The 26,903-nt window shown below is 71.8% G+C and carries 26 protein-coding genes and 1 riboswitch; of the genes, 13 read left to right on the forward strand and 13 right to left on the reverse strand.

Going from position 1 to position 26,903, the window contains the following annotated elements; translation table 11 throughout:
- Positions 1 to 18: 18 nt before the first annotated feature.
- Complete coding sequence (gene bdeA, locus ACU6WZ_RS15985; RefSeq protein WP_447028726.1) at positions 19 to 966, reverse strand: bis(hydroxyethyl) terephthalate hydrolase; 948 nt, start codon at positions 964 to 966, stop codon at positions 19 to 21.
- Positions 967 to 1,126: 160 nt separating this feature from the next.
- On the opposite strand from bdeA, the gene ACU6WZ_RS15990 reads away from it, so the two are divergent.
- Together ACU6WZ_RS15990 and ACU6WZ_RS15995 are read left to right on the forward strand one after the other, a co-directional pair.
- The gene (locus ACU6WZ_RS15990) at positions 1,127 to 1,285 is read left to right on the forward strand and encodes a hypothetical protein (protein ID WP_447028727.1); all 159 of its coding nucleotides are present in this window, start codon (positions 1,127 to 1,129) and stop codon (positions 1,283 to 1,285) included.
- Positions 1,286 to 2,342: 1,057 nt separating this feature from the next.
- Positions 2,343 to 2,669, forward strand: coding sequence for a MerR family transcriptional regulator (locus tag ACU6WZ_RS15995; RefSeq protein ID WP_447028728.1), 327 nt, complete (start codon positions 2,343 to 2,345; stop codon positions 2,667 to 2,669).
- Positions 2,670 to 3,418: 749 nt separating this feature from the next.
- On the opposite strand, the gene ACU6WZ_RS16000 is transcribed toward ACU6WZ_RS15995, so the two are convergent.
- Complete coding sequence (locus tag ACU6WZ_RS16000; RefSeq protein WP_447028729.1) at positions 3,419 to 4,810, reverse strand: NAD(P)/FAD-dependent oxidoreductase; 1,392 nt, start codon at positions 4,808 to 4,810, stop codon at positions 3,419 to 3,421.
- 231 nt (positions 4,811 to 5,041) lie between these two features.
- Between ACU6WZ_RS16000 and ACU6WZ_RS16005 the strand changes: the two genes are divergently transcribed.
- Together ACU6WZ_RS16005 and ACU6WZ_RS16010 are read left to right on the forward strand one after the other, a co-directional pair.
- Entirely contained in the window at positions 5,042 to 5,533 is a 492-nt protein-coding gene (locus ACU6WZ_RS16005; protein ID WP_447028730.1) for a GNAT family N-acetyltransferase, read from the forward strand.
- Positions 5,534 to 5,683: 150 nt separating this feature from the next.
- Positions 5,684 to 6,376, forward strand: coding sequence for a pentapeptide repeat-containing protein (locus ACU6WZ_RS16010; protein WP_447028731.1), 693 nt, complete (start codon positions 5,684 to 5,686; stop codon positions 6,374 to 6,376).
- A gap of 27 nt (positions 6,377 to 6,403) precedes the next feature.
- Here ACU6WZ_RS16010 and ACU6WZ_RS16015 read toward each other — a convergent pair whose 3' ends face one another.
- The 3 genes from ACU6WZ_RS16015 to ACU6WZ_RS16025 all read right to left on the reverse strand — a co-directional run bounded on the left by ACU6WZ_RS16015 (position 6,404) and on the right by ACU6WZ_RS16025 (position 8,861).
- On the reverse strand, positions 6,404 to 6,907 hold the full coding sequence (locus ACU6WZ_RS16015; RefSeq protein ID WP_447028732.1) for a hypothetical protein: 504 nt from the start codon (positions 6,905 to 6,907) through the stop codon (positions 6,404 to 6,406).
- Between the two features lie 182 nt (positions 6,908 to 7,089).
- Positions 7,090 to 7,734: a response regulator gene (locus tag ACU6WZ_RS16020; RefSeq protein WP_447028733.1), complete on the reverse strand. Its 645-nt coding sequence runs from the start codon at positions 7,732 to 7,734 to the stop codon at positions 7,090 to 7,092.
- Positions 7,731 to 8,861, reverse strand: coding sequence for a sensor histidine kinase (locus ACU6WZ_RS16025; protein WP_447034060.1), 1,131 nt, complete (start codon positions 8,859 to 8,861; stop codon positions 7,731 to 7,733). The genes ACU6WZ_RS16020 and ACU6WZ_RS16025 overlap by 4 nt, the downstream gene beginning before the upstream one ends.
- A 371-nt stretch (positions 8,862 to 9,232) precedes the next feature.
- Between ACU6WZ_RS16025 and ACU6WZ_RS16030 the strand changes: the two genes are divergently transcribed.
- Positions 9,233 to 9,793: a GlcG/HbpS family heme-binding protein gene (locus ACU6WZ_RS16030; RefSeq protein ID WP_447028734.1), complete on the forward strand. Its 561-nt coding sequence runs from the start codon at positions 9,233 to 9,235 to the stop codon at positions 9,791 to 9,793.
- A gap of 285 nt (positions 9,794 to 10,078) precedes the next feature.
- Positions 10,079 to 11,479, forward strand: coding sequence for a M1 family metallopeptidase (locus ACU6WZ_RS16035; protein ID WP_447028735.1), 1,401 nt, complete (start codon positions 10,079 to 10,081; stop codon positions 11,477 to 11,479).
- A gap of 180 nt (positions 11,480 to 11,659) precedes the next feature.
- On the opposite strand, the gene ACU6WZ_RS16040 is transcribed toward ACU6WZ_RS16035, so the two are convergent.
- Entirely contained in the window at positions 11,660 to 12,235 is a 576-nt protein-coding gene (locus tag ACU6WZ_RS16040; RefSeq protein ID WP_447028736.1) for a TerD family protein, read from the reverse strand.
- 220 nt (positions 12,236 to 12,455) lie between these two features.
- On the opposite strand from ACU6WZ_RS16040, the gene arfB reads away from it, so the two are divergent.
- Positions 12,456 to 12,884, forward strand: a complete 429-nt coding sequence (gene arfB / locus ACU6WZ_RS16045; RefSeq protein ID WP_447028737.1) for an alternative ribosome rescue aminoacyl-tRNA hydrolase ArfB — start codon at positions 12,456 to 12,458, stop codon at positions 12,882 to 12,884.
- Between the two features lie 51 nt (positions 12,885 to 12,935).
- Here the strand turns inward: arfB and ACU6WZ_RS16050 are convergent, their stop codons facing one another.
- Entirely contained in the window at positions 12,936 to 13,454 is a 519-nt protein-coding gene (locus ACU6WZ_RS16050) for a flavin reductase family protein (protein WP_447034061.1), read from the reverse strand.
- 395 nt (positions 13,455 to 13,849) lie between these two features.
- Between ACU6WZ_RS16050 and cdgB the strand changes: the two genes are divergently transcribed.
- Positions 13,850 to 15,511: a diguanylate cyclase CdgB gene (gene cdgB, locus ACU6WZ_RS16055; RefSeq protein WP_447028738.1), complete on the forward strand. Its 1,662-nt coding sequence runs from the start codon at positions 13,850 to 13,852 to the stop codon at positions 15,509 to 15,511.
- 106 nt (positions 15,512 to 15,617) lie between these two features.
- Positions 15,618 to 16,595: a carbohydrate-binding protein gene (locus ACU6WZ_RS16060; RefSeq protein ID WP_447028739.1), complete on the forward strand. Its 978-nt coding sequence runs from the start codon at positions 15,618 to 15,620 to the stop codon at positions 16,593 to 16,595.
- Positions 16,596 to 16,602: 7 nt separating this feature from the next.
- Here the strand turns inward: ACU6WZ_RS16060 and ACU6WZ_RS16065 are convergent, their stop codons facing one another.
- From ACU6WZ_RS16065 to ACU6WZ_RS16080, 4 genes are all read right to left on the reverse strand, one after another.
- On the reverse strand, positions 16,603 to 17,469 hold the full coding sequence (locus tag ACU6WZ_RS16065) for a class II fructose-bisphosphate aldolase (protein WP_447028740.1): 867 nt from the start codon (positions 17,467 to 17,469) through the stop codon (positions 16,603 to 16,605).
- 30 nt (positions 17,470 to 17,499) lie between these two features.
- Positions 17,500 to 18,486 carry a 1-phosphofructokinase family hexose kinase gene (locus tag ACU6WZ_RS16070; RefSeq protein WP_447034062.1) on the reverse strand — a complete coding sequence of 329 codons (987 nt, stop codon included), beginning with the start codon at positions 18,484 to 18,486 and terminating at the stop codon, positions 17,500 to 17,502.
- A 146-nt stretch (positions 18,487 to 18,632) separates the two neighbouring features.
- A complete protein-coding gene (gene nagA / locus ACU6WZ_RS16075; RefSeq protein WP_447028741.1) occupies positions 18,633 to 19,781 on the reverse strand; it encodes an N-acetylglucosamine-6-phosphate deacetylase in 1,149 nt (382 codons plus the stop codon).
- Positions 19,781 to 20,731, reverse strand: a complete 951-nt coding sequence (locus ACU6WZ_RS16080) for an ROK family protein (RefSeq protein ID WP_447028742.1) — start codon at positions 20,729 to 20,731, stop codon at positions 19,781 to 19,783. The genes nagA and ACU6WZ_RS16080 overlap by 1 nt, the downstream gene beginning before the upstream one ends.
- 380 nt (positions 20,732 to 21,111) lie before the next feature.
- On the opposite strand from ACU6WZ_RS16080, the gene ACU6WZ_RS16085 reads away from it, so the two are divergent.
- Together ACU6WZ_RS16085 and otsB are read left to right on the forward strand one after the other, a co-directional pair.
- On the forward strand, positions 21,112 to 21,393 hold the full coding sequence (locus tag ACU6WZ_RS16085) for a DUF3263 domain-containing protein (RefSeq protein WP_447028743.1): 282 nt from the start codon (positions 21,112 to 21,114) through the stop codon (positions 21,391 to 21,393).
- Positions 21,394 to 21,438: 45 nt separating this feature from the next.
- A complete protein-coding gene (gene otsB / locus ACU6WZ_RS16090) occupies positions 21,439 to 22,296 on the forward strand; it encodes a trehalose-phosphatase (protein WP_447028744.1) in 858 nt (285 codons plus the stop codon).
- Between the two features lie 186 nt (positions 22,297 to 22,482).
- Here otsB and ACU6WZ_RS16095 read toward each other — a convergent pair whose 3' ends face one another.
- The gene (locus tag ACU6WZ_RS16095; protein ID WP_447028745.1) at positions 22,483 to 23,889 is read right to left on the reverse strand and encodes an alpha,alpha-trehalose-phosphate synthase (UDP-forming); all 1,407 of its coding nucleotides are present in this window, start codon (positions 23,887 to 23,889) and stop codon (positions 22,483 to 22,485) included.
- A 136-nt stretch (positions 23,890 to 24,025) separates the two neighbouring features.
- On the reverse strand, positions 24,026 to 24,976 hold the full coding sequence (locus ACU6WZ_RS16100; protein WP_447034063.1) for a glucosyl-3-phosphoglycerate synthase: 951 nt from the start codon (positions 24,974 to 24,976) through the stop codon (positions 24,026 to 24,028).
- 155 nt (positions 24,977 to 25,131) lie between these two features.
- Positions 25,132 to 25,259: riboswitch (SAM riboswitch) on the forward strand.
- Between the two features lie 17 nt (positions 25,260 to 25,276).
- On the opposite strand from ACU6WZ_RS16100, the gene thrC reads away from it, so the two are divergent.
- Together thrC and ACU6WZ_RS16110 are read left to right on the forward strand one after the other, a co-directional pair.
- Entirely contained in the window at positions 25,277 to 26,581 is a 1,305-nt protein-coding gene (thrC, locus tag ACU6WZ_RS16105; protein ID WP_447028746.1) for a threonine synthase, read from the forward strand.
- Positions 26,578 to 26,853, forward strand: a complete 276-nt coding sequence (locus ACU6WZ_RS16110) for a ubiquitin-like small modifier protein 1 (RefSeq protein ID WP_447028747.1) — start codon at positions 26,578 to 26,580, stop codon at positions 26,851 to 26,853. The genes thrC and ACU6WZ_RS16110 overlap by 4 nt, the downstream gene beginning before the upstream one ends.
- Positions 26,854 to 26,903 lie beyond the last annotated feature (50 nt).

A 26,903-nucleotide genomic window follows, 5' to 3' on the forward strand; every position in this document is an offset into this window, starting at 1 on the left:
GCAACTCGCCGACGGCTATTACGAGTTGTGCGGGCAGTTCCCGCGGTACTCCTCGATGGTGGTACTCGGCCTCGGCAACGGGCAGAGGAACTGCTCGTAGCGGGTGTCATCGTCGATGAACCGCTTCAGCCAGGAGAGGCTGTATTTCCCGATGGTCGTGTTCGAGGTGTTCGGCGTGGAGTGCGAGGCGCCGTTGAGCTCCAGGTACGCCTTGTCGAGGGAACTGGGGAGCGAGGTGTAGAAGGGCTCGGAGTGGGAGGAGACGGGGGCGACCGTGTCTCCGTCGGCCCCCACCACCAGGGTGGGGGTGCGCACCTCGGGCCAGGACTTGTCGGTGTTCCAGCCGGTAAGAGGGATCGCCGCCTGCAGCGAGGTACGGCTCTTGGTGGCCTCGAGGGCGCCGCCTCCACCCATGGAGTGACCCATGACGCCGAGCCGCGTGCTGTCGATCCGGGTACGTACGGAGCTGCTGCCAGTCAGGTAGTCGAGCGCGGCGAGGAGTTGGCGGCCCCGGCTCGCGGGCTGGTCGAATGTGCTGTTGGTGTCGATGGTGAAGACTACGAAGCCCTGGGAGGCCAGCCGGGGGCCGAGCCAGGCGATGGTGGACTGGGTGGCGGTGAACCCGGGAGAGATGGCCACCGCCCCGAAAGTACCGTCCGCGGTGGACGTGGGGTAGTAGATGCTGCCGCCGCCGAAGCCGGTGACGCTCAGCGAGGAAACCGAGGCCTGCGAGACGGCGTACGAGCCACGCGACGCCTCGATGCTCGACACGGTCGGTGCGGGACCGCGCTCGTACGGATTGGCCGCGGCCTGGGCGTTGTCCGCGGCCTGGGCGCCGGGCACGAGGGTGGCGCACAGGCCGATGACCGCAGTGGCAGCCGCCAGCCCGAGGCGGGTTGCGCCGGAGCGGCTCTTCGGGGCGGGGCGGGGGCGTTGGCGGGCAGCGCCGGAGGGGAGGTGTCGCACGAGGGGGGTCCTCTCGATTGTGGCGGAGCGACACCGGAGGGGGAACCGTTGGCCCGTCGTCCTGGGGCATCGGTGCACCGGGGAGCTACCGCCGTGTCGGCTGGCCCGGCCACGATCGCGGGGCGCCACGCTGCCGGGCATCGGCAAGTTCACCGGTGGTGTGAGCGCGAGCGCGGAACGGCTGGCTCCGATTCAGGGCTGCGCTTTCGTCAACGGCCTCGGCCCCTACCTGACCGCCGCCCGTCCCCGCCTCGCCACCCAACTCGACACCCTCATCGGGCACGGCGGCCAGCGCTCTGGCCGGCCCGACCACGCGTAACGACGGCCGACCTGCCGCCGCGCACAGAGCAGGCGCCGCCGCACAAGGGCGCGGCCGGCCGGCCGGCCCGAGCTTCCAGAAAGCTCGGGTGTTATCGCGTGCGCCGGCGGCGATCGCGGAACGATCGGTTGCGGCCCTGACGCCCCGGTCCTGTCCACCCGGCCCATGCGCCCCGCCAGCCCCGCCGAGCCGGCGGCGGGGGCGTGCGACGGGTCATGAGCGAAGCCGGTCGGGGTGGCCTGCGGCGCTCGCGGCGCCGAGAGCGAGGTAACGCCGCCAACCTGAGCGCTGAGGCCGCCCGGTGCGGGGCCGCTCTGCCCCTGGTCCGTTCGAAGCCGACTACCTCACGGTCGAACACGCGGAAATCTATGTCGGCTGGAGTAGACATCGGGTGCTGGTGTGGTTATGGTTTCTCTCGTAGCCGAGATCGAGCAGGGCCCGGCAGAGATGAACTGCCGGGCAGTGGTACACGCAGTTGCAGGACGGTGCGGTGGTGGAGTTCCGAAGCCAGAGCGGTTGCAGGACGGCGACGGGACTGACGGCCGGACCGGGTGGCCCGCAGTCATCAGGGGCCGCCGCGAGTAGTACCGCAGTACCAGCAGTGCGGTTTTCAGTGGTTCCTCGGTAAAGGCGTCGGCTGCGGGCGCGCGTGCCGGGAAGTTCGGCAGTGGGGTTCTAAGCCAGAGCAGATGCAGGACGGGCGACGGGGCTGGCTGCCGAAGAGTGGCGCTATGGCAGGCCACCAGCAGTACGCAACACCAGCAGTACGCAGTTCCGCTTGGCAAGTAGTTTATCCAGAGGGAAAGAACGGAGGACTTGAGCGCCATCAGGATCGCCCGGACGGAAGTCACTGAGTCCGGGTACCGCAGGACATCGATAGTGAGGTGGTCTCCGGTCAAGCAACCGCGATCCCCGCAACCCCGACAGCATTCAGGTTGGGTCTGCGGAAACAGAAGGCCGGCGCAGTACCAGGGTCGGCAGATGGTGTAGCAGTTCCTTCGGGGCCCTGGTGCCACATGGCACCAGGGCCCCTCCACGCGTTCCACAGAGAGGTGCAATGACAGCAGACGACTCGTTCGGACGTCTTGATGACGACGACTACCCCGCCTACACCATGGGCCGGGCCGCCGAGATGCTCGGCACCACCCAGGGCTTCCTCCGTGCCCTCGGCGAAGCCCGCCTCATTACCCCGCTGCGCTCCGCGGGCGGCCACCGCCGCTACTCCCGCTACCAGCTGCGCATCGCCGCCCGCGCCCGGGAGTTCGTCGACCAGGGCACCCCCATCGAGGCTGCCTGCCGCATCGTCATCCTCGAAGACCAGCTCGAAGAAGCCCAGCGCATCAACGCCAAATACCGCCGCGCCGCCGAATCGACGAATCCATAGGCCGCCCATGAGTACCCGGAAGTGGTCGAGCAGGCCTACAGCGATTTTTCCGCCCTCCACCATGGCGAGGGTCTGCCTCCCCGCGCTTGGCGCCCGCCCGTAAGCGGGCGCGCGGCATGGTCCGCCTTTCCGTCGACGACGTCCGCCGGCAGCTCGCCACAGGCCACGACGTCGTCCTCGACCATGGCCTGTGGCTGCGCGACGCACGCGAGAGGTGAGCCCGTCGAGCACGCGGGCGGCCACTGGCGGCTGGTCTACCTGCCAGTCGAGCGGGACGAACTCCTGCGGCGGCTGAACGAGCGCAACCAGCGTGCCGACGCCAACGCCCTGACCGTCACCCCCTCCGTGCCGGGGGGACTTCTTCAACCGCTTCGACACACCTGAGCCGGACGAGATCGCACTCGTCTACACCGGCGCACTCGGCGCGGTGCACGCGGCCCGGGCGAGACACCGGTACCCGTACCGGGTCTGCCCGTCCCGCCGGGCCGCTTCGGCCATTCCCGCGGTTGCCGGATGGCGGTGGTTCTACCGCCCAGCCGAGTGCTGATCACATGGTGTTACGGGAGGGGCCGTTCTCAGCTTGTTGTTTAACCTCGGTGGTTCACCTGACCCGCTGATCTTGGTTGTGGCGGTGGCCCGGTCGGGCCAGAAGCGGGTGCCGATCCAGCCTCGGCGGGTCCACGATCAAGGGGAAGCTTCACCGACCGTCATCGTCCGGGGCGTTCGGCGTTCCGTTTGCGAACCGGGGCTCAGTGGCGGCCCGCGATGCGGTCGGCGTACCTGGCGATGGGGTCCGTCTCGGTCGTACGGCCGAAGGCTTCGCGGCGGTCCGCCGTGCGGTAGGCGGCGTACATGGTCTGGACGCCGAGCCAGCGGAAGGGTTCCGGCTCCCACTTGCGGACCTTGTGGTTGACCCAGGGGAGCGTGGTCAGGTCGGTGGGGCCGGCCTGGCCGGAGTCCTGCTGGATCAGGTCGCGCAGGGTGCGGGCGGCGAGGTTGGTGGTGGCCACGCCGCTGCCGACGTAACCGCCGGCCCAGCCGATGCCCGTCGAGCGGTCGAGGGCGACGGTGGAGCACCAGTCGCGGGGCACGCCGAGGACGCCGGACCAGGCGTGCGCGATGGGGATGCCCGCGGTGGTGGGGAAGAAGCGGACCAGGATCTCGCGGAGCGCTTCGATCGTGGCGGGCTGGGTGCGGCCGTCGTTGTCCGTACGGGACGCGTAGCGGTAGGGGACGCCTCGGCCGCCGATGGCGATGCGGTCGTCGGCGGTGCGCTGGGCGTACACGTAGGCGTGGGCCATGTCGCCGAGGGTTTCGCGGCCTTCCCAGCCGATGGTGTCCCAGACGGAGGCGGGGATGGGGTCGGTGACGATCATCGAGGAGTTCATGGGGAGCCAGGAGCGCCGCTGGCCCTTGAGCCCGGCGGTGAAGCCTTCGGTGCAGCGCAGGATGTACGGGGCGCGGACGGTGCCGTAAGGGGTTACGGCGTGCTTGGGTTTGATTTCGGTGACGGGGGTCGACTCGTGGATGGTCACGCCGAGGGCTTCGACGGCGGTGGCCAGGCCCTTGAGGAGCTTTACCGGGTGCAGGCGGGCCCCGTGCGGCGTCCAGGTGGAGCCGACGGCTCCGGTGACGTGGACCCGGTCGGCGGTTTCGCGGGCGCCGTGCAGGGTGCGTTCCTTCTCGCCGAAGGCGATCTCGGCGGCGTGGAAGTGCTTGAGGCGGGTCAGCTGCGCGGGCGTGTAGGCGACTTCGAGTACGCCGCCCTGATGAATGTCGGCGTCGATGTTCTCGGCGGCGGCGGTGTTGATGACCTCGGTGACGGTGTCGTTCATCGCCTGCTGGAGGCGGACGGCGGCGTCGTGGCCGTGCAGTTTCGCATAGCGGTCGCGGCCGGCGATGCCGTTGTAGAGCCAGCCGCCGTTGCGGCCGGAGGCGCCGTAGCCGCAGAATTTTCCTTCCAGGATGGTGATGTTGAGGAAGGGGACGGCCTTCTTGAGGTAGTACGCCGTCCAGAGGCCGGTGTAGCCGCCGCCGACGATGCAGACGTCGGCCGTCGCATCCCCGGGCAGGGGCTCACGTGGGGCGGGTATGCCCTCGTTCGCGTACCAGTAGGAGATGCCGCCGTTGACGGTGCTCATGATGCCCCTGCGTTCGTTTCGCTTCCCACTGCCGCTCAGTGGTGGTGCGGGGACGCTAGCTCGCTGGGGTGGGGCGCGCAACGGGGGAGCCTGGTATCCGGCGGATGATCGACATTCCGGCCGGGCTGGCCGAGACGCAGGTGCAGGCCGTGGGCGGCCGACCGTCTCCCAGGCGATCCCGCAACACCAGGATCACCCAGGAAACCCAAGCCAATCTGAGACGCTTCGGTCATGATTCGTACCGCCACGCCTGCCGATGTCCCTGTCATTTACGAGATGGTCCGTGAGCTCGCGGACTACGAGAAGTCGCTCCACGAGGTGCGTGCCACGCCCGAGCAGCTGCACGAGGCGCTGTTCGGGGAGCGCCCGGCGGCGTATGCGCACATCGCCCAGTCGCCGGATGGCGAGGCGGTGGGCTTCGCGCTGTGGTTCCTGAACTATTCGACGTGGACGGGGGTGCACGGGATCTATCTGGAGGACCTGTACGTGCGGCCTTCGCAGCGGGGCGGCGGGCACGGCAGGGCGCTGCTGGCCGCGCTGGCGCGGATCTGTGTGGAGCGGGGGTACGAGCGCCTGGAGTGGTCGGTGCTGAACTGGAACGAGCCGTCGATCAACTTCTACCGGGCGCTGGGGGCGCGGCCGCAGGACGAGTGGTCGGTGTACCGGCTGACGGAAGGGGCGCTGGCGGAGCTGGGAAGCCGGTCCAGTCTGCCCGGCGCTTGAACACACCTTCCGGCACCTGAGCACACCTTCCAGTCCGTCCGGCGCCTGAGGCCCGGCTCTCACGGTACGAGAACCACCTTGTCCATGGTGCCGCGCGGGCTTGGGGGCCGGGGATCGGCGATTGTCAGTGGTGGGGTCCAGCATGGACGCATGGCACGGAACAGCGATGCGAAGAAGTCCCCGGCCGTACGTCCGGTGCGGCGCCCCGAGCTGCGGCTGCCGCCGCTCGCGCCGTTCGGCCCCGGTGAGCTGGAGCCGGACGGGGATTACGACGGTCTCGAATTCCGGGAGCTGGATCTCGGCGGGCAGGGGGCGCGTGGGGCCCGCTTCATGGACTGCGGGCTGTACGGCGTCGCGCTCGACGAGACCGGGCTGGGCAGGGCCCGTTTCGTGGACTCGGTGCTGGAGGGCGTGCGGGGCGTCGGCACCGACCTGGCCGAGGCGTCGCTGCGGGACGTGGAGCTGACCGACGCCAGGCTCGGCGGCGTACAGCTGCACGCGTCGTCACTGGAGCGGGTGGTGGTGCGCGGCGGGAAGATCGACTACCTGAACCTGCGGCGGGCGCGCCTGAAGGACGTGGTTTTCGAGGGGTGCGTGCTGGTCGAGCCGGACTTCGGCGGGGCGCGCCTGGAGCGGGTGGAGTTCCGCGACTGTGTGCTGCGGCGGGCGGACTTCAGCGCGGTGACCATGATCGACGTGGACTTGCGCACGGTCGCCGAGCTGGACATCGCGCGGGGCGTGGACCGGCTGACGGGCTCGGTCATCAGCCCGTCCCAACTGCTCGCGCTCGCACCGGCGTTCGCGGCGCAGATGGGGGTGCGGGTGGCGAGCGCGGGGGAGTAGGGGGTTCTTCGCCCGGGTCGCTCAGCCTCAGGAAGGCAGGCGGGGGAAGCGGGCCTGGAGGTCCCAGATCGCCGGGTTGTCGGCGAGGCCGTCGTGCATGTCGGTGAGGTCCGCGATCAGGTCGTGCAGGAAGTCGCGGGCCTCCCGGCGCAGCAGCCGGTGGCCGAAGGTGATCGGGTCCTCCTCGACCGGCATCCAGTCGGCCGCGATGTCGACCCAGCCGAATCGGCGCTCGAAGAGCATCCGGTCCGTCGACTCGGTGAAGTCCAGTTCGGCGAACTGCGGCTTGGCGGAGCGGCTGCCGCGCGGGTCCTGGTCGAGCAGCTCGACGATGTCGCACAGCGCCCACGCGAAGTCGAGCACGGGCACCCATCCCCAGGCTGTGGACACCTCACGGTCCGCTTTGGTGTCGGCCAGGTACACGTCTCCGCAGAAGAGGTCGTGCCGCAGGTCGCGGACACCGGCCCGCCGGTAGTCGGTCTGCGGGGGGTCCGGGAAGCGGCGGGAGAGGGAGTAGCCGATGTCGAGCACGTGGTCGATGGTGTCACGTCCACCGGACGGCTCCGCGTCACCCGCCTCTGGCCTGCGGAAACGTCACTGCACAATATGGCTGACCGCGCCCCCGAGGCCCCCCAGCCCCCGAACCCCCGAACCCCCGAGCCCCTCGGATTCGACCTCGACGCCGGCGAGTTCCGACCCCGCCCTCCCTTGCGTCAGGGCAGCAGCCGCTGCTCCTTGGCCACCGCGACCGCGCCCGAGCGGGTGTCCACGCCGAGCTTGGCGTAGATGCGGCCCAGGTGGGTCTTGACCGTGGCCTCGCTGATGAACAGCGCGCGGGCGATCTCCCGGTTGCCCAGGCCGTGCGCGAGCTGGCCCAGGATGTCCCTCTCGCGTTCGGTGAGCGTCGGGCGGGCCGCGCCGCGCATGCGGTCCATGACGCGGCTCGCGACCGGCGGGGACAGTGTCGTACGCCCCTGCGCGGCCGAGCGGATCGCCGTGAAGAGTTCCTCCGGGCGCTCGGCCTTCAGCAGGTAGCCGGTGGCGCCGGCCTCGATGGCGCGGGTGATGTCGGCGTCCGTGTCGTACGTCGTCAGGACCAGGACGTGGACGCCGGTCGGCGCGATGCGGCGGGTGGCCTCCACTCCGTCGATGCCGGTGCCCAGCTGGAGGTCCATCAGCACCACGTCCGGCGTCAGCTTGGCGGCTATCGCCACGGCCTCCTCGCCGCTGCCCGCCTCCCCTACGACCTCGATGTCCCCTTCGCTGCCGAGCAGGGCGAGCAGCCCGGCGCGCACGACCGCGTGGTCGTCGCAGAGCAGGATCCTTACCGGTACCGGATTCGTGCCGGGCGCGTTCACGCTGCGTGCTCCAGGGGGATCGCGGCCGAGAGCACGGTGCCCTCGCCCGGTGACGACTCGATGGTCAGGGTGCCGCCGAGCTGGCGCAGCCGGGCGCGCATCGCGGGCAGGCCGTGGCCGCGTACGCCGTCGGACGTGGTGGCCGTGGCTGTGAACCCCGCCCCGTCGTCGGCCACGTCCAGGACCACCTGGTCGCCGAGGTACGTCAGCGTCACCACCGTGGCCTGAGCGTGCGCGTGTTCGCGCACGTTCGCCAGCGCACCCTGCGCGATGCGCAGCAGAGCCGACTGCACCCGGTCGGGCAGCCCGGCGGCGGGCGCCCCGTCCACCCGGAACGCCGCCGACTCGCGGGCGGCGAGCATCCGCAGTGCCTCCTCCAGGCTGCCGCCCTCCGCGAGGTCGGCAGGTGCCAGGTCGTGGACGAAGCGGCGTGCCTCGGCGAGGTTGCGTTCCGCGATGGACTCGGCGGTACGCACATGGCGCCGCGCCGTCGCGGGGTCCGTGTCCCACTGCCGGTCGGCGGCCTGGAGCAGCATCTGCTGGCTGGACAGGCCCTGCGCCAGGGTGTCGTGGATCTCCATCGACAGCCGCTGGCGTTCGGCGAGGGTGCCCTCGCGGCGCTCGGTGGCTGCCAGTTCGCGGCGGGTACGGATGAGGTCCCCGATCAGGGACCGCTGGCGCACCGCCTGGCGCTGCATGTGGACGAACACGGCGGTCGCCACCGCCGCCACCGCGGGCGGCGCCAGCACCAGGTTCGGGTCGAAGCCGCCGTCCGAGAGCTGAAGCTGCGCGACGACCACGAACACCGTGAGCAGGCCGACGAGGACAAGCGCCGCGCGCCCCGGGAGCGTACGCAGCCCGGTGTAGAAGAGCGGTACCGCGCACCACGCGAAGCTGGGTGCCAGCACAACCAGTACCACCCACACGGCCACGACGGCGCCCAGCCAGACCAGCCGCCGGGGCGCGAGGCGGCGGCCGTCGGCGCCGGGTGCGGTGGGGCCGAGGACGTACAGCAGCGCGAGCGCGATGCTCAGCACGATGATCCACGGGGTGCGGACCTCGCCGGGGTGGCGCAGCAGGAACCGGGCGAGTGAGGCGCCGAGCAGCAGGAAGAACGCGGTGTGCATGACGGGGGCGAGCCAGCGCGCGTCCGGGTCCTGCTGGACGCCGTGCCGCCCGTCCAGCTGGTCACCGTGCGGGTCGCGCCGTTCCCCGGGGCCCTGCTCCTGCCGCACTCTTCGACCGCTTCCGTTCGGCGCTGATGACCTGTTCGCGCCTGCGCCTGCCTATCTCTGTTGCCTGTGACCCCATGGTGACCCGGTGGGACCAGGCCCGCATCAACCGATCGGCTGACGGGCGGGTCAGCCGTCCCGCGCGCCGTACGCAGCCGGAACGCCGACCGTACGGGCCCGGGAGCGGCCCCAGGATCGATACCAGAGCCGAACAGGGTCCGACCGGCCCGCTCCCACCCCGGCAGCCACACACCAGGAGTCCCACCATGAAGAAGCTTTCGCTGCGCACTCGTGTCCTGACCGGATGCGTCGCCGCCGCTGCCGCCCTCGGCGCCGGGACCTTCGGGGCCATGTCCGCCAACGCCACCGAGCCCGCCTCCGCACCGGCCGCCACCGTCAAGGCCGACGCCGCGAACAAGAACCTGCAGCAGTCCACGCACCTGACGATCGCCGCCGCCACCAAGGCCGCCGAGGCCACCCTGGACGCGGCCGAGAACGAGAACCAGCGCGTCACCGTCGCCGTGGTCGACCGCAACGGCAACACCATCGTCACGCTGCGCGGCGACGGCGCCGGCCCGCAGTCCTACGAGTCGGCCGAGAAGAAGGCGTACACCGCCGTCTCCTGGAACGCGCCCACCTCCGAGCTGGCCAAGCGCCTCGCCCAGGCACCGAACCTCAAGGACATTCCCGGCACGCTCTTCCTCGCGGGCGGCGCCCCGGTCCAGGTCAAGGGCGCCCCGGTGGCGGGCATCGGGGTGGCGGGCGCGCCGAGCGGCGACCTCGACGAGAAGTTCGCGCAGGTGGGCGTCGCGGTGCTGGGAAATTAGCAAGCGGCGACGGTCCGGACGAGGGAGGGCCTCCCATGAACCCGCTCCCTGCCGACCGCCGACCGGAGGCCGACCGCAGGCTGCTCGGCGCCGCATTCCGCGGGGACGAGGCCGGTGTCCGGGCCGCGCGGCCTGCCCCGGGGAGGGCCGCTGCACGCGAAGGCGGTCCGCCATGGCTTGCTGGGGGCCCTCGTGGCCCGCAGCGGGCAGTGAAAGCGCAGGTCAGCGGCCGCGTCGAGCTCCTCGAACAGGTGCGCGGCGCTTTCCGCGGATAAAATCGCAGCTGTGGATCAATGGACTCGCGTACGCCGATCGGTCCCCGCCGCAGCGGCCGCCTCCCTGCTCACGCTCACCTCCTGCACCGCCCTGGGCGGTGTCGGCGGCGCCGGCACACCGGGAGCGCCCGGCGTACGCGATCCGTACTTCCCCCGCCTCGGCAACGGCGGCTACGACGTACAGCACTACGCCCTGACCCTCGACTACACCCCCGGCACGGGCCGCCTCACGGCCACCGCCGAGATCACCGCCCGCGCCACCCAGGACCTCAGCTCCTTCAACCTCGACCTCCGCGGCCTCGACGTCCGGGACGTGACCGTCGACGGCGCCAGGGCCTCCGTCGACCGGGCGGGCAGCGAACTGATGCTGCACCCGGCCACCGACGTGGCGGACGGCGAGAAGTTCACGACCGTCGTCCGCTACTCCGGCGACCCGGCAGCCATCGCCGACGCCGACGGCTCCCGGGAGGGCTGGCTGCGGACGGAGGACGGCGCCCTCGCCCTGGGCCAGCCGACCGGGGCGATGGCGTGGTTCCCCGGGAACCACCACCCGAGTGACAAGGCGTCGTACGACGTCACGGTCACCGTGCCGGCGGGCCTGAAGGCGATCTCCAACGGCGAGTTGCAGAGTGAGCGCACCCGGGACGGCCGTACCGCCTTCGCCTGGCGGAGCGGCGAACCGATGGCGAGCTACCTGGCGACCGTGGCCATCGGCGAGTTCGAGACGAAGACATCGCGCACCGGGTCCGGCATACCCGTCTTCACGGCTGTGGACCCGACCGTGGCCGACGACAGCAGGAAGGTGCTGGCTCGGGTCCCGCGCATCATGGAGTGGGCCGTCGAGACCTTCGGCCCGTATCCGTTCTCCTCCACCGGCTCGATCGTCGAGCGGGCCGACGACGCCGGGTACGCCCTGGAGACCCAGACGAAGCCGGTCTACCCGGGCGTGCCCGACACGGGGCTCGTCGTGCACGAGCTGGCCCATCAGTGGTTCGGCGACTCGGTGACGCCGAAGTCGTGGCGGGACATGTGGCTGAACGAGGGTTTCGCGACGTACGCCGAATGGCTGTGGGACGAGGAGTTCGAAGACATACCCGCGGAGTCGAGTTTCGCCCAAGCCTACGCCGACCAGGCTAACTGGGCTTTCCCGCCCACCGATCCGCCGACCGCCGCAGACATCTCGGCGCCGCCGGTCTACGGGCGCGGCGCGATGGTGATCCACAAGATCCGGGAGGCGGTGGGCGAAGACACCTTCCGGGCCCTCCTGCGCGGCTGGCCGGCCACGCACCGGCACGGCAACGCGTCCACGGACGACTTCACGGCGTATGTCGAGGAGGAGTCCGGGAAGGACCTGAGCGGCCTGTGGGAGACCTGGCTGTACGGCAAGGGGCGCCCGGCCGGGGCGGGTTGAGCCCGGGGCGGGTTGGCCCCGCCGGTACGCGCCTGCCCGCAACGCGCGGCGGGACCCCGGCCTGCCTCTGCCTGGTGGGTCCCGCCGCACACGCTTCGGGCGGGCGTCAGACCGTCATGCCGTCGGCGAGGCCGACGCGGTCGAGCAGGCGCTCGGCGCGCTCCCTGGCCACGGCCCTGGTCAGATGCCGACGCCGAAGTCCTGGGCGATGCCGGTCAGGCCCGACGCGTACCCCTGGCCCACCGCGCGGAACTTCCACTCCGCGCCGCTGCGGTACAGCTCGCCGAAGACCATGGCGGTCTCGGTGGCGGCGTCCTCGCTCAGGTCGTAACGCGCGATCTCCGTGCCGCCGGCCTGGTTGACGATGCGGATGTAAGCGTTCCGCACCTGGCCGAAGTTCTGGGTGCGGGTCTCGGCGTCGTAGATCGAGACCGGGAAGACGATCTTGTCCACGTCGGCCGGCAGGGCCGCGAGGTTGACGTTGATCGCCTCGTCGTCGCCCGCGCCCTCGCCACTGCGGTTGTCACCGGTGTGCACGATGGTCTGGTCCGGCGTCGCCTTGTTGTTGAAGAAGACGAAGTGGCCGTCGGAGTAGACCTTGCCGGTCGGGTTGACCGCGATCGCGGACGCGTCGAGGTCGAAGTCGGTACCGGTGGTCGTACGGACGTCCCAGCCGAGGCCGACCGTGACGGCGGTCAGGCCCGGGGCTTCCTTGGTGAGCGAGACGTTGCCGCCCTTGGAGAGACTTACAGCCATCGGGATGTCCTCTTCCTTGAAGTCGTGAGGGCTTCGCAGCACATGTCGGCTCCGAAGCTACCGTCACTGGTCATAACGCGAACAGCGCGCCGCAGGGTTCCCGGTCCGGGTGGGATGCCTGCGGAAGGCCGTGGAAAGCCCCGGAAAGCCGTGGAAAGCGGCGCGAAACCCGTGGAAAAGAGGGTGACGTGATGCCCCGGCAGGCGGGATCATGGGACACATGTCCGGACCCCATGTCATCCGCGGCTCCGTCTCCCTCCCGGAGGCGGAGCTCATGTGGCGTTTCTCCCGGTCGTCCGGGCCCGGCGGCCAGCACGTCAACACCAGCGACTCCCAGGTCGAGCTCCGCTTCGACCTGGCGAAGACCGAGGCCCTGCCGCCGGTCTGGAAGGACCGCGCCCTGGAGCGGCTCGCGTCCCGGCTGGTGGGCGGGGTCGTTTCCGTACGCTCCTCCGAGCACCGCTCCCAGTGGCGCAACCGCGAAACCGCCCTCGTTCGCATGGCCGCGCTGCTCGCCGAGGCGACCGCCCCGCCGCCCAAGCCGCGCAAGGCCCGCAAGATCCCCCGCGGCATCAACGAGCGCCGCCTGCGCAACAAGAAGGCCCGCGGAGAGACCAAGCGCGGGCGCAGCGGCGGCAGCTGGGACTAGTGCCCCCTCCCGGCAAGCTTCGCCCCGTCGGACACCCCCCTGGCCCCGCCCCTACCCCAGGTGGCGGTAGCGGCCCTTGAAGTACGTCAGCGGGCCGTCGTCCTCGCCCGGCAGGCCGACGTCGAGCACCCGGCCGATCACCAGCGTGTGGTCCCCGGCCTCCACCCGCTGCTCGGTCCTGCACTCCACCACCGCCAGCGCCCCGCCGACCAGCGGCGCCCCGGACACCGCGCCATGGGTGTGGGGTACGTCCGCGAAGAGCAGCCGGTCGCTGAGGCGGCCCTTCATCGCGAACCGGCCCGCGATGTGGCGCTGGTTCTCCGACAGCAGCGAGACCGCCCACATGGGCTGCTCGGCCAGCAGATCGTCCATGCGGGAGCCGTTGCGGACGCTCACCATCACCAGGGGCGGGTCCAGCGACACCGACATGAAGGCCGTCGCTGTCATCCCGACATCCTCGCCGCGCGCCCCGCTGTCCGGATCGTGTGCCGTCACGAGGGTCACGCCGGCGCTGAAGCGGGACATGGCGGCGCGGAACTCGTCGTTGCTCACCCCCTCAGGATGGGGGATCGAGCCGGCGGTCCTGGCTGGGCTCTCGGGTGAGGGCTGGGATGAGGGCTGGGGTGCGCTCTGGGGTGAGGTCGTCTGGAACACACCGGGAACCGTATGCCCGGCCCCGCCGTTCCCGCATCGGGCGCTGGGACCAGGCCGGTCCTAGGACCCGCGTATGGCCCGGCCGATTTGCGTTCCGGAAAACTGCGGAGCGCTCCAACACGCCCCGGTGGGCCGTCCGGCACCGGACATGGCATAGCGTGACTTGAGTCACAGAGTCGAGTTATTGCTGACCCTGTGTACCGGGTGGACAGCTCGCTGTGATTCAGTGGCGTGATAGTGCAGCACAGTGCGGCACATAGCGGCGATGAGAAACCCTGGAGTTGCTGTCGAGGTCTCGGGGAGAGCGAACAATGGAGGCGGAGTCCGAACCGTACGTCCGCCTGGCGACGCTGCGGCAACTGCACAAGGTGGTCGCTGACCTCAACCGCGCCACCAGCCTGGCCGACACCCTGCAGGCCGTCGCCGACGGAGTCGTCGGGGGCCTCGGGTACGAGCTGGCCTGCGTCAACCTCGTCCAGCCCGACGGCGACCTGGTCGTCGCCGCCTTCGCGGGCAACGCCGCCGCGGAGGCCCTGATCACCGGCCGCGTCGGCTCGCGCGCCTCCTGGGAGCGCCGCCTCGCCATGGGCGAGGCCTGGGGCGACCTGCACTTCATCCCGCACACCGAGGGCTGGGTCCTCATCGAGGACGACGTCCCGCAGTGGCACACCGACGGCCCCGAGCCCCGCTTCGCCGACGAGTGGCACCCCCGCGACCGGCTCTACGCCCCGATGTACGCGTCCGGCGGCGGCCAGGAACTCCTCGGCGTCATCTCCGTCGACCGGCCCCGCGGCGGCAGGCACCCCGGCGCGTGGGGCCAGGAGGCCCTCCAGATGTACGCGTCCCAGGCCGCCATTGCGATCAGCAACGCCCGGCTGCGCGCGAACATGCAGCGTGCCCTGGTCCGTCTGGAGCGCGAGCAGCAGGCCCTGCGGGCCAGCGAGGAATCCTTCCGGCAGGCCTTCGAGTACGCCCCCAGCGGCATGGCCATCGCCGAGATGGGCGGCGACCAGCACGGCCGGCTGCTGCGCACCAACGACGCCCTGTGCCGGCTGCTCGGCCGGCCCGCCTCCGCGATGCGCCGCCACTCCTTCGCCGACCTCGTCCACCCCGAGGACATCGGGACCCTGCTGCGGACGTCCGCCGAGGGCGGCCGGGCCGAGCTGCGCCTGGCGCGCCGGGACGGGAGTTACGTCTGGGTGTCGCTGCGCAACTCCGTGGTCGCCGACACCACCGACGGGCCGCGCTTCCTGCTCACCCACGTCGAGGACATCGAGGAGCGCAAGCGCCACGAGCTGCACTTGGCCCACCGCGCCTCGCACGACTCGCTCACCGGCCTGCCCAACAGCGCGGAGCTGCGCACCCGACTCGCCTCCCGGCTGTGCCGCCGCCCGTACTCGGCGCGGGCCTCGGCGGTGGAGGCGCTGGACGCGGCGTACGGCGAACGGGCCGCCCCGGGGACGGCCGTGCCCGAGCACGGCTTCGACTACAACCCGCACACCGACGCGGGCTCCCTCGACCACCACGTCCACATGGTCGCGCCCACGTCGGCCGCCGGCGGGCCCGACGACGGCTCGAAGGGGCTCGCGGTGCTCTTCTGCGACCTGGACGGTTTCAAGTCGATCAATGACCGGTTCGGGCACCACACGGGTGACGCCGTTCTCATCGAGGTCGCCCGCCGGCTGACGACGTGCGTGCGCGACGGTGACACGGTCGCCCGCCTCGGGGGTGACGAATTCGTCGTTCTCGCCGACGGTCTGGCCGACGTGGACGCCGCCGACCTGGCCGTACGCTTGAGGAACGCCATCATTCCGCCCATTCGTGTCGATGGCCGGGCGGTCCGGGTCGGAGCGAGCTTCGGCATCGGCTGGGCGAGCTGCGGGATGTCGGCCGACGAAGTGTTGCAATCCGCTGACCAGCGGATGTACATCGAGAAACGCTCCCGCGCAAAGGTTCACCGGCGCGCCGGCTGACGGTCGCCCTTACCGCACTGTGGTCCACGTCAAACCTTCGGGTTGCCCGTACGGGGTAGGCTCGCCGGGTCGGCGACGCTGGCGAACATGGTGAGGAGTGACCCGGATGACTGCCGCGAACAACGGCACGAGCACGCCTGAGGACGACGATCCGTTCGGCTACCTCTACGAGGACGGACGGGCGGCAGGCGCTGTCCCGCCCGGCTCGGGCGGTGGCTACGGCTACCCGGGTCAGGCCGCGCAGCCGGGGGTGCCGAGGACGTCGTACAACCAGGTGCGGACGGTCGGCGAGCGGCAGTACGGGCAGCAGCAGGCGTACGGGCAGCAGCAGTACGCCCAGGTGCCCCCGCAGCAGCAGTACAGCCGCCCCAACGCGCACTACGCCGCCCACGAGACCCAGCCCGGCGGCGCCCCCGCCCGCCTGAGCCCGTCCGAGGGCATCGGCGGCCGCCGCGGCGGCGGCCCGAACACCAAGGCGCTGCTGACCGGCGCGGTCGCGGTGGTCGCGGTCGTGGTCATCGGCATCGGCATCGCCCTGCTCGGCGGCGGCGACAAGGGCGAGGCGAAGGGCAACGAGCCCGGCCCCTCCGCCGACGCTTCCTCCGGGGCCGACAAGGTCGAGCAGAGCGAGGACCCGGAGAAGGAGAAGCCGCAGGAGCCGCTGAAGCTCCCCAAGCAGGACGCGGCGACGCTCCAGCTCTCCGGGTTCACGACGGACAAGACGATTGCCGGCGCCAAGTCGTCGAGCGGGGCGTACGTCCCGATGAACCAGCCAGGGGCCACGGCGACGTGGACGGTGAAGGTGCCCGCGGCGGGCCCGTACACGCTGTCCATCGACTACGGCGTGCCCGGCAAGGACGCCAAGACCTCGCTGATCGTCAACGGCAAGCCGCACGGCGGCGGGCTCAACATGAAGAACTTCGCCAACGCCGAGGAAGGCGCCTGGGACAAGGGCTGGACGAACACCTATGCCTTCGTCAACCTCACGAAGGGCGAGAACAGTATCGTGATCTCCTGCGGCGAGGGCGACCAGTGCGAGGCCAACCTCGACCGGCTCGACCTCAAGTCCGGCCACATCGAGTAGCCGTGGGTCACGGGTGCATGAGCCCCAGGAAGTGTGCCACCGTCCCGGTCATCGCCTCGCGAGCCGGGACGAGGTACTTCCGGGGGTCGACCGTCGTCGGGTGCGCGGCCAGGTAGGTGCGGACCGCGCCGGTGAAGGCCGTGTTCAGGGCCGTGCCCACGTTGATCTTGACCATGCCGGCCGCCACCGCCCGGCGGATCTCCTCGTCCGGGACGCCCGAGGAGCCGTGCAGCACCAGCGGCACCGGGACCGAGTCGCGCAGCGCGCCGATCAGTTCGTGGTCCAGGGCCGCCGTGCGGTCCGTCATCGCGTGCGAGGAGCCGACGGCCACGGCGAGCGCGTCGACGCCGGTGTCGGCGACGTAGCCCTCCGCCTCGGCGGGGTCCGTGCGGACGCCGGGGGCGTGGGCGTCGAGCGGGGGCTCGCCTTCCTTGCCGCCGACCTTGCCGAGCTCCGCCTCGATCCAGATGCCGCGCTCGTGGCCCCAACGGACGGCGTCCGCCGTGGCCTTCACGTTGTCGCCGTACGTCATCTTCGACGCGTCGAACATCACCGAGCTGAAGCCCGCCGGGTGCGCCGCCCGCAGCAGGTCGACGGACTCGACGTGGTCGAGGTGGAGGGAGAGGGGAGCGGCCGAGGCGCGGGCCACCGCTGTAACCGCGGCCGCCAGCGCGGTGAGGTCGCCGCCGTGGAACTTCACGGCGTTCTCGGAGATCTGGAGGATGGCCGGTACGTCATCGTGGCCCGCGCCCGCCCGCTCCGCGCCGGCCGCGATCGCCTCCGCGTGTTCCAGGGTGATGACGTTGAAGGCGGCCACCGCGTGGCCGGACTCCCTTGCGGCGGTGACTAGTTCGCCGGTGGTGACGAGTGGCATGTGATCCCCTGGTGATGGGCGGTCGGACGGTTACGCCGCTCTCGCGTGCGCGGTGACTTCGATCCGGGGCAGCAGGTCTTCGTACGTGCGGGTGTCGAACTCCCCGGCCGCCGGGGCCAGTACGGTCGCCGTCGACAGCGCCACTGCCCGCGCGAGACGCTGAGGCCAGGGCAGTCCCTCGACCAGCCCCGACAGCAGCCCCGCCACCGCCGAGTCCCCCGCGCCCGTCGGGTTGCCCCTCACCCGGGCGGGCGGCACGGCCCGCCACTGGCCCTCGGGGGCGGCGGCGACCAGGCCGTCCGCGCCGAGCGAGGCGACCACGGCGTGTGCGCCCCGGCGCCGGGCGTCGTGGACGGCGCGCAGCGGGTCGCGGGTGCGGGTGAGGTCGGTGCGGGTGAGGTCGGCGCCCCTGAGGCCCGTGCCGGTGAGGTCGGTGCCGGTGAGCTGGGCGAGTTCCTCCGCGTTGGGCTTGATCAGGTCGGGGCCGGCGGCGAGGCCCCGACTCAGCGGTTCGCCGCTGGTGTCCAGGAGCGCGGGGACGCCGGCGGCGCGGGCCCGGCGGATCAGTTCGGCGTACGCGCCGACCGGGACACCCGGTGGCAGGCTGCCGCACAGGGCCACCGCCCGGGCGCCGGGCAGGAGGCGGGCGTACGCGGTCAGGAGGGCGGCCCACTCGTCGGCGGTGACGGCGGGGCCCGGCTCGTTGAGCTGGGTGGTGTCGCCGGTGGAGTCGTCGACGACGGCGATCGTGCGGCGGGTCCGGCCGGCGACGGGGACGAGCGCGTCGACGGGGGCCAGCGGCGCGAGCAGGTCGCGCAGTACGGCGCCGCAGGGGCCGCCGGCGAACCCCGTCACGACGCTGTCGTGGCCGAGGGCGGCGAGCACGCGGGCCACGTTGAGGCCCTTGCCGCCGGGGCGTTCGGCGACGTGGGTCACCCGGTGCGAGGCGTGCGGGGTCAGGGCCGGGACGCGGTGGGTGATGTCGAGGGCGGTGTTCAGCGTGACGGTCAGGATCACTCGTCCCGCACCCCCGTCGAGATTCCTCACTGTCGGTGTCTGTCGGGGGCGATCATGCCAAAAAGAAAGCGGTTGGCCCAGGGCTCCGGACCAACCGCCGTATGTCGCTTTGATATCAACTGATGATTAAATCCACCCAGTTGTGGTTACTTGGGCTCAATCACCCAGTCACCCTTGCGCATCACGCCCTTGAGCGTGAAGTCCGCGTCCAGCACCACCAGGTCCGCGTCCTTGCCCGGTTCCAGCGAGCCGACCCGGTCGTCGACGCCGAGCAGCCGCGCCGGGTTGGCGGAGATGGACCGTACGACGTCGTCGACCGGGATGTCGTCGACGGTCACGGCGCGCTTGAACGCGGTGTCCAGGGTGAGCGTGGAGCCGGCGATCGAGCCGCCCTCAGCGAGCCGCGCGACGCCACCGCGCACGTCGACCTTCAGCGGGCCGAGGTGGTACGTGCCGTCGCCGAAGCCCGCCGCGTCCATGGCGTCCGTGATGAACGCGACCCGCTCCGAGCCCGCCCGGTGGTAAGCCAGCTCCAGCGCGGCCGGGTGCAGGTGCGTGCCGTCGTTGATCAGCTCGACCGTGATCCGCTCGTCCTCCAGGAGTGCGGCGATCGGCCCCGGCGTGCGGTGGCCGAGGCCGGGCATCGCGTTGTAGAGGTGCGTCGCGACGGTGGCGCCCGCGTCGATGGCCTGGACGGTTTGCTCGTACGTCGCGTCCGTGTGGCCGATCGCGGCGATCACGCCGTGCTCGGCGAGCAGCCGCACCGACTCGATGCCGCCGGGCAGCTCCGTCGCGAGGGTGAACATCTTCGCCGTGCCGTGCGCGGCGTCGACCAGCTTGCGCACCTCGGCCGGGTCGGGGTCGCGCAGCAGGTCCTCGCTGTGCGCGCCCTTGCGGCACGGCGAGATGAACGGGCCCTCGAAGTGGATGCCGGCCAGGTCGCCCTGCTGGACCAGCTCGGCGAGCAGCGCGGCCTGCCGGGCCAGGGTGTCCATCTCGCCGGTCACCATGGAGGCGGCGATGGTCGTCGTGCCGTGCTCGCGGTGCGTCCGTACGCCGCGGAGCACGTCCTCGGCGGTGCCGGAGGTGAACGACGCGCCGCCGCCGCCGTGCACGTGCATGTCGACGAAGCCGGGCACGATCCAGTGGCCGGACAGGTCCAGGGCGGGGGCGTCCGCCGGGGCGGCGCCGGCGATGCGGCCGCCCACGACGATGACCCGGCCGCCGTCGACGGTCCCGGTGGGCAGCACCACCCGGGCGCCGGAGAGAACCTTGGTTGCAGCGCGTCCGGCCATCAGGCGGATACCTCCGTGGCTTCTGTGGATTCCGTGTCGAGCAGGTCCCAGGCGAGCAGGCCCGCCCCCAGGCATCCGGCGGTGTCCCCGAGGGCCGCGGGAACGATGCGGGGCAGCTTCTGGAACGTGACGCGTTCCGCGACGGCCGCGCGCAGTGGTGTGAACAAGGTTTCCCCGGCCTCCGCGAGTCCGCCACCGATGATCAGCGTGCGCGGGTCCAGCAGGGTGAGCGCGGTGAGCAGGCCGTCGGCGAGCGCGTCGACCGCCTCCTGCCACACCTTCTCGGCCCGAGGGTCGCCGGACGCGACGGCCTTCGCGCAGTCGGCGGCGTCGGCGTCCGGGTCCCCGGAGGCGGCCGCCCAGGCGGCGGACACGGCGGAGGCGGAGGCGAGGCGCTCCAGGCACCCCCGCTGGCCGCACCCGCACACGGGTCCGCCGGGACGTACGACGATGTGGCCGATCTCGCCGGCGTAGCCGTGGGCCCCTGCCTCGATGGCGCCGTTGATGCCGATGGCGCCCGCGATCCCGGTGCCCAGCGGTACGAACAGGAACCGGTCGGTGCCCCGGCCCGCCCCGACGCGCCCCTCGGCGAGGCCGCCGGTGCGCACGTCGTGGCCGAGGGCGACGGGCACGCTGTCCAGCGTCCGGCTGAGCATCGCGCGCAGCGGTACGTCCCGCCAGCCGAGGTTGGCGGCGTACACGGCGATGCCGTTCTTGGCGTCGACGATGCCGGGCACGGCCACTCCGGCGGCGGAGGCGCTCTGCCCGTACGTCTTCTCGCCGTACGCGCGCAGCTCGGCGGCGAAGGCGGTGATCGACGCGACGACGGCCTCCGGCCCCCGCTCCCGGCCGGTGGCCCGGCGTGCCTCGTACAGCAGTGCGCCGTCCGCGCCGACGAGCGCGGCCTTCATTCCGGTGCCGCCCACATCGAGGGCGATGACGTGTCTCACGAGGACAGTCTCGCGCGTGGACCCGAGAAAGGTCTAGTCCACTTCGGTGGGAGTGTCGGGCGAGGGGCCCGGGACAGCGGCGGGCGAGCGGTGGGCGAAGTGTTGCGGACCCTTCGGGGCCAGCAGCCGCCTGCTCCGCTGTTCTCCTCAGACGGTCCGACGGTCGGTCTCGGTCTCAAGGCCCCCAAAGACGTGGGCGAGCGTCAGCGAGAAGATCAAGAAGCAGATAGGCGCGGCGGTCGGCCCGGGCGGCGACCCGGCCGGTACGCTCGGCGCGATCAGGCGCGAGGCGCGGTAGAGGAGAACGCCGAGTAGGGGCCCGCCCGCCCGGGGTCCCGACGGCCCAGGGTCCCGACGCCCCGGAGTCCTAGACTGGCGCCATGTCCGAAGCCTCCGACGACGCCCCAGCCCCCGACGACGCCCCTCTCCCGCAGCCCTCCGAGCGGGACCGCATCGTCCGGGCCGTGCTCGCCGTCGAGCGCCGGTCCTGGCCGGCGCCGGGGGCCAAGGAGCGGGCGATCCGGGAGCAGCTCGGGGTCTCGCCGACGCGCTTCTACCAGCTCCTGAACGCCGTCCTCGACGACCCGCGCGCCCTGGCCCACGACCCGGTCACGGTCAACCGGCTGCGCCGGGTGCGCGACGCCCGGCGCGAACGCCGCTGAGCGACGGCCGTGTGCACTCGGGCGTACGCCGGTAGGGTCGGGCGCATGGGCAGCCAACCGCACCCCCTGCCGACCGACTTCACACCCGCGACCCCCGCCGGCCGCGACGGCCTCGCCGCGCTGCTGGCCGCGCCCGAACAGGCCGTGGTCGCCCTCGACTTCGACGGCACGCTCGCCGACATCGTCCCCGACCCGGAACAGGCCCGCGCCCACCCCGGCGCGGTACCGGCGCTGGCGGCGCTGGCGCCGTACGTCGGCTCGGTGGCCGTGGTCACGGGCCGCCCGGCGGCCGTCGCCGTCCGCTACGGGGGCTTCGCCTCGGTCCCCGGCCTCGAACAGCTCGTCGTCCTCGGCCACTACGGCTCCGAGCGCTGGGACGCCGCCACCGGCACGGTCCGCGCCCCCGCCGCGCACCCCGGCGTACAGGCGGTCCGCGCCGAACTGCCAGGCTTCCTGGAGGGCATCGGGGCGTGGCGCGGCTCCTGGATAGAGGAGAAGGGTCAGGCCGTCGCCGTGCACACGCGCCGGGCGGCCGATCCGGTAACGGCGTTCGAGTCGCTGCGCGGCCCGCTCGCGGAACTCGCCGCCCGCCACGGCCTGATGGTCGAACCGGGCCGCCTGGTCCTGGAGTTGCGCCCGCCTGGCATGGACAAGGGCGTGGCACTGACGGAGTACGTACGCGAAACGGGCGCGAGCGTCGTGTTGTACGCGGGGGACGACCTGGGAGACCTCGCCGCGTTCTCGGCTGTGGAGAAGCTGCGGACGGAGGGAGTACGGGGGCTCCTGGTCAGCAGTGGCACGGAGGTACGGGCCCTCGCGGAGCGCGCGGACCTGGTGGTGGACGGCCCCTCGGGAGTGGTGGCCCTGCTCACCGCCCTGTCCGCGAGCGCCGGACGGGCCTGACCGCCGCCGCAGGCGGCGATATCCAGCCCGTCCGGCGTTTGAGGGCAACGCCCGAAGGGCGGCCGGGGGTCCGGGGTGGCGCCCCGCGCGCCGGAGCCGCACGATCCCACAGCGGGAAGCAGCGGGAAGCAGCGGGAAGCAGCGGGAAGCGGCGGGAAGGGGAACACCCCCCAGCAGGGCCCGCCCCTACGCCTCGCGCAGCGCGTCCAACTGCTCCAGGAACCACGCCGCCGGCGGCAGCGCCGTCGCCGCCGCAGCCAGCCGCTTCGTGCGCTCCGCCCGCTCCCCCCGCTCCATCACGAGCCCCGCGTGCAACGCCGCCGCCGTGGCCGTCACGTCGTACGGGTTCACCACGAGCGCGTCGGCGCCCAGCTCCTCGTACGCCCCCGCCTCGCGCGACAGCACCAGCGCGCACCCCTCGTCGGAGACGACCGGTACCTCCTTCGCCACGAGGTTCATGCCGTCCCGGATGGGATTGACCAGCGCCACGTCCGCCATCCGATACGCCGCCAGCGACCGCGCGAAGTCGTCGTCCACCTCCAGCAGCACCGGCTGCCAGCCGTCCGTCCCGTACTCCGCGTTGATCTCCTGGGCGAGGCGCCGTACCGACTCCGTGTAGTCGCGGTACACCGCCAGATCCTGCCGCGACGGATACGCGAACGCGATGTGCACGACCCGCCCGACCCACTCGGGCCGCTCCGCGAGCAACTGCCGGTACGCGAGCAGCCCGCGCACGATGTTCTTGGACAGCTCCGTCCTGTCCACCCGCACGATCGTCTTCCGGTCCGCCCCGACGCGCTCCCGCAGCCGCCCCAGCCACTCCTCCACGTCCGCCCGGTGCGCCCGCTCCCGCAGGAAGTCCGCGTCGGCGCCGAGCCCGTGCACCCCCACCGCCGTCCCGTCCAGGGCGTCCGCGCCCAGCACATCTGTCGCGCACGCCTCGAACGCGTCCGCCCAGCGCCGGGTCAGGAACGCCACCCGGTCCGCGCCGAGCAGCCCGCGCAGCAGCTGCCGGGCGATGTCGTTTGGCAGCAGCCGGAAGTAGTCGACGGGCGCCCACGGCGTGTGCGAGAAGTGCCCGATCCGCAGGTCGGGGCGGAGCTCGCGCAGCATGCCGGGCACCAGGCACAGGTGGTAGTCCTGCACCAGCACCGCCGCCCCCGGCGCCGCCTCCGCCGCCAGGGCCTGCGCGAAGGCGCGGTTGTACGACTCGTACGCCGCCCACTGGCGCCGGAACTCCGTGCCGAAGGCGGGCTCCAGCGGCGTCTGGTAGAGCAGGTGGTGGACGAACCAAAGCACGGAGTTCGCGATGCCGTTGTACGCGTCGGCGTGCGTGGCCGCGTCGATGTCCAGCATCCGTACGCCCGGCTCACCCACCCCGCGCCGTACCGCCTCCCGGTCGCCCTCCCCCAGCGCGGAGCACACCCACAGCGAATCGGCGTCCTGCCCGATCGCCGACAGGCCGGAGACCAGCCCGCCCCCGCCGCGCTTGGCGTCGAGCGACCCGTCCTTCCCGAGCGTGTACGAGACGGGGCCGCGATTGGAAGCGACGAGAACCTGGGCAGCAACCTGTGCAGCATGCGCGGAGACCATGTGCCGAAACCTAGCCCGTCGCCCCGCCCCCCAAACGTGCGTACGGTCACGCCCGCCTGTCCCGTACGCCCGCCCGGCTGTCCCGCCCGCCCGCCCGTCCCGCCCGCCCGCCCGTCCCGCCCGCCTGTCCCGTCCGTCACGCCGCCCGGCGCGCCGCGTACTCCGCGATCTCCCGCATCGGCGGCCGCTCCTCCGTGTCCACCGCGTGCGTGCGCGGTACGAACCCGTGCTCGCCCCGTTCGAACTGGGTGAGCGCGGGCCGCACCAAGTGCCCACGCGAAAGCCGCAGTTGGGCGGTCCGGTAGATCGCCGCGGCCATCCGGCCCAGCGCCTGCCCGTCCTGGTGACGGTGCCTGCGTTCCCCGACGTCGACCTGCGCCAGCGCCTCCAGCCCCACGGTGTGCAGCGCGTCGACGAGCAGCCCCAGCTCCACCCCGTACCCCACCGGGAACGGCAGCCGCTCCAGCAGCGAGCGCCGTACCGCGTACTCGCCGCCCAGCGGCTGCACGAACCCGGCGAGCTGCGGCCAGTGCAGGTTCAGCAGCGGGCGGGCCACCAGCTCCGTCACCCGGCCCCCCTGGCCGGCCGACGCGCCGAGCGGCCGGTCGTACATCGCCTTCACGAACTGCACATCCGGATCGGTCAGCAGCGGCCCGACGATCCCGGACACGAACGACGACGAGAAGTCCTTCAGGTCCGCGTCGATGAAGCACACGATGTCACCGCTGGTGACCAGCAGCGACCGCCACAGCACCTCGCCCTTGCCGGTCACGGTCGGCACCCGCGGCAGGATCGCGTCGCGGTGCACGACCCGCGCCCCGGCCGCCGCCGCCACCCGCGCCGTGCGGTCCGTGGAGCCGGAGTCGACGACCACCAGTTCGTCGACGAGCGGCAGCGGTCCGCCGGCCATCAGGTCGCGGCGTATCGCGGTGACGATCTCGCCGACCGTCGCCTCCTCGTCCAGGGCGGGCAGCACGACACTGACGGTGGCGCCGCGCCCGGCCTTGGCCGCGATCAGCCGGTCCGGCGTGCGGTCGGCCGCCGACCAGGACCGCAGGTCCAGCCAGCGCTCCACCTCTTCCAGCACGCGCTTGCCCCTCTCAAGGTGATCCATCTCGCGGTGCGGACGACTGTCTCAACCGCCCATGCCTTCCGTTACAGTCTTGAACAACGCGGAGGGCGCCCGCATGTCGGGGTCGCCGCGCGAAACAAATGCATCGGGTCTGTCGTCCGGTGCCATAGCGCTCATCCAGAGGGACAGAGGGAACGGCCCGTTGAAGTCCCGGCAACCATTCCGCCGACCGCGAGGTAACGGTGGGGACGGTGCCAATTCCGTCTCACGGCGAAATGCGTCGTGGGGAAGATGAGGAGAAAGGGCCTCGCCATCATGGCTGTGCAGACTGTCGCAACCGACGCCAACGCCAATGCCACGCATTCCCTGCCCGTAGACCTGGGCCCCGCCACCGCGCTTTCCTGCCGCGAGTGCGGCGAACGTTTCGAACTCGGCCCGATCTTCGCGTGTTCTTCCTGTTTCGGCCCGCTCGAAGTCGCCTACGACCTCCCCCTCGGAGACGCGGAGGCGCTGCGCAAGCAGATCGAGGCCGGTCCCGACAACATCTGGCGGTACGCGCCCCTGCTGCCCGTCCCCGCCGACGTGGCGTCCAAGCCCAGCCTGAACCCCGGCTTCACCAAGCTCGTCAAGGCCGACAACCTGGCCCGCGAGCTGGGCGTAACCGGCGGCCTGTACGTCAAGGACGACTCCGGCAACCCGACGCACTCCTTCAAGGACCGTGTCGTCGCGATCGCCGTCGAGGCCGCCCGCGCCTTCGGATTCACCACCCTCTCCTGCTCCTCCACCGGCAACTTGGCCGGCGCGGTCGGCGCCGCCGCCGCGCGGGCCGGCTTCCGCTCCTGCGTGTTCATCCCGCACGACCTGGAGCAGGGCAAGGTCATCATGGCCGCGGTGTACGGCGGCGAGCTCGTCGGCATCGAGGGCAACTACGACGACGTGAACCGCTTCTGCTCCGAGCTCATCGGCGACCCGCTCGGCGAGGGCTGGGGCTTCGTCAACGTCAACCTGCGCCCGTACTACGGCGAGGGCTCCAAGACCCTCGCCTACGAGATCTGCGAGCAGCTCGGCTGGCAGCTGCCGGACCAGCTGGTCATCCCGATCGCCTCCGGCTCGCAGCTCACGAAGATCGACAAGGGGCTCAAGGAGCTCATCGCGCTGGGCCTCGTCGAGGATAAGCCGTACAAGATCTTCGGCGCCCAGGCCGAAGGCTGCTCCCCGGTGTCGACGGCCTTCAAGGCCGGGCACGACGTCGTGCGCCCGCAGAAGCCGAACACCATCGCCAAGTCGCTCGCGATCGGCAACCCGGCCGACGGCCCGTACGTCCTGGACATCGCCCGGCGCACCGGCGGCGCGGTCGAGGACGTCAACGACGAGCAGGTCGTGGACGCGATCAAGCTGCTGGCCGAGACCGAGGGCATCTTCGCGGAGACCGCGGGCGGTGTGACCGTCGGCGTGACGAAGAAGCTGATCGACGCCGGTCTCCTCGACCCGTCCCTCACCACCGTCGTGCTGAACACGGGCGACGGCCTGAAGACCCTTGAGGCGGTGGCCCCGACCACGGGCCAGTCCGCCGTCATCCGCCCCAACCTGGACTCTTTCCGAGAGGCTGGACTCGCATGAGTGTCAATGTTCGTATCCCGACGATCCTCCGTACGTACACGGGCGGCAAGGCCGAGGTCGCGGCCGAGGGCAAGACCCTCGCCGACGTCATCGCCGATCTGGAGAACAACCACACGGGCATCGCGGCCCGCGTCCTGGACGACCAGGGCAAGCTGCGCCGCTTCGTGAACGTGTACGTCAACGACGACGACGTGCGCTTCGAGCAGGGCCTGGAGACCGCCACGCCGGACGGCGCGGGCGTCTCGATCATCCCGGCCGTCGCCGGCGGCTGACCCCGCCCCGGCCGACGCGCCAGCCACCGCCGAACGACGCACAGCAACGC

This window comes from Streptomyces hypolithicus, from assembly GCF_052934925.1.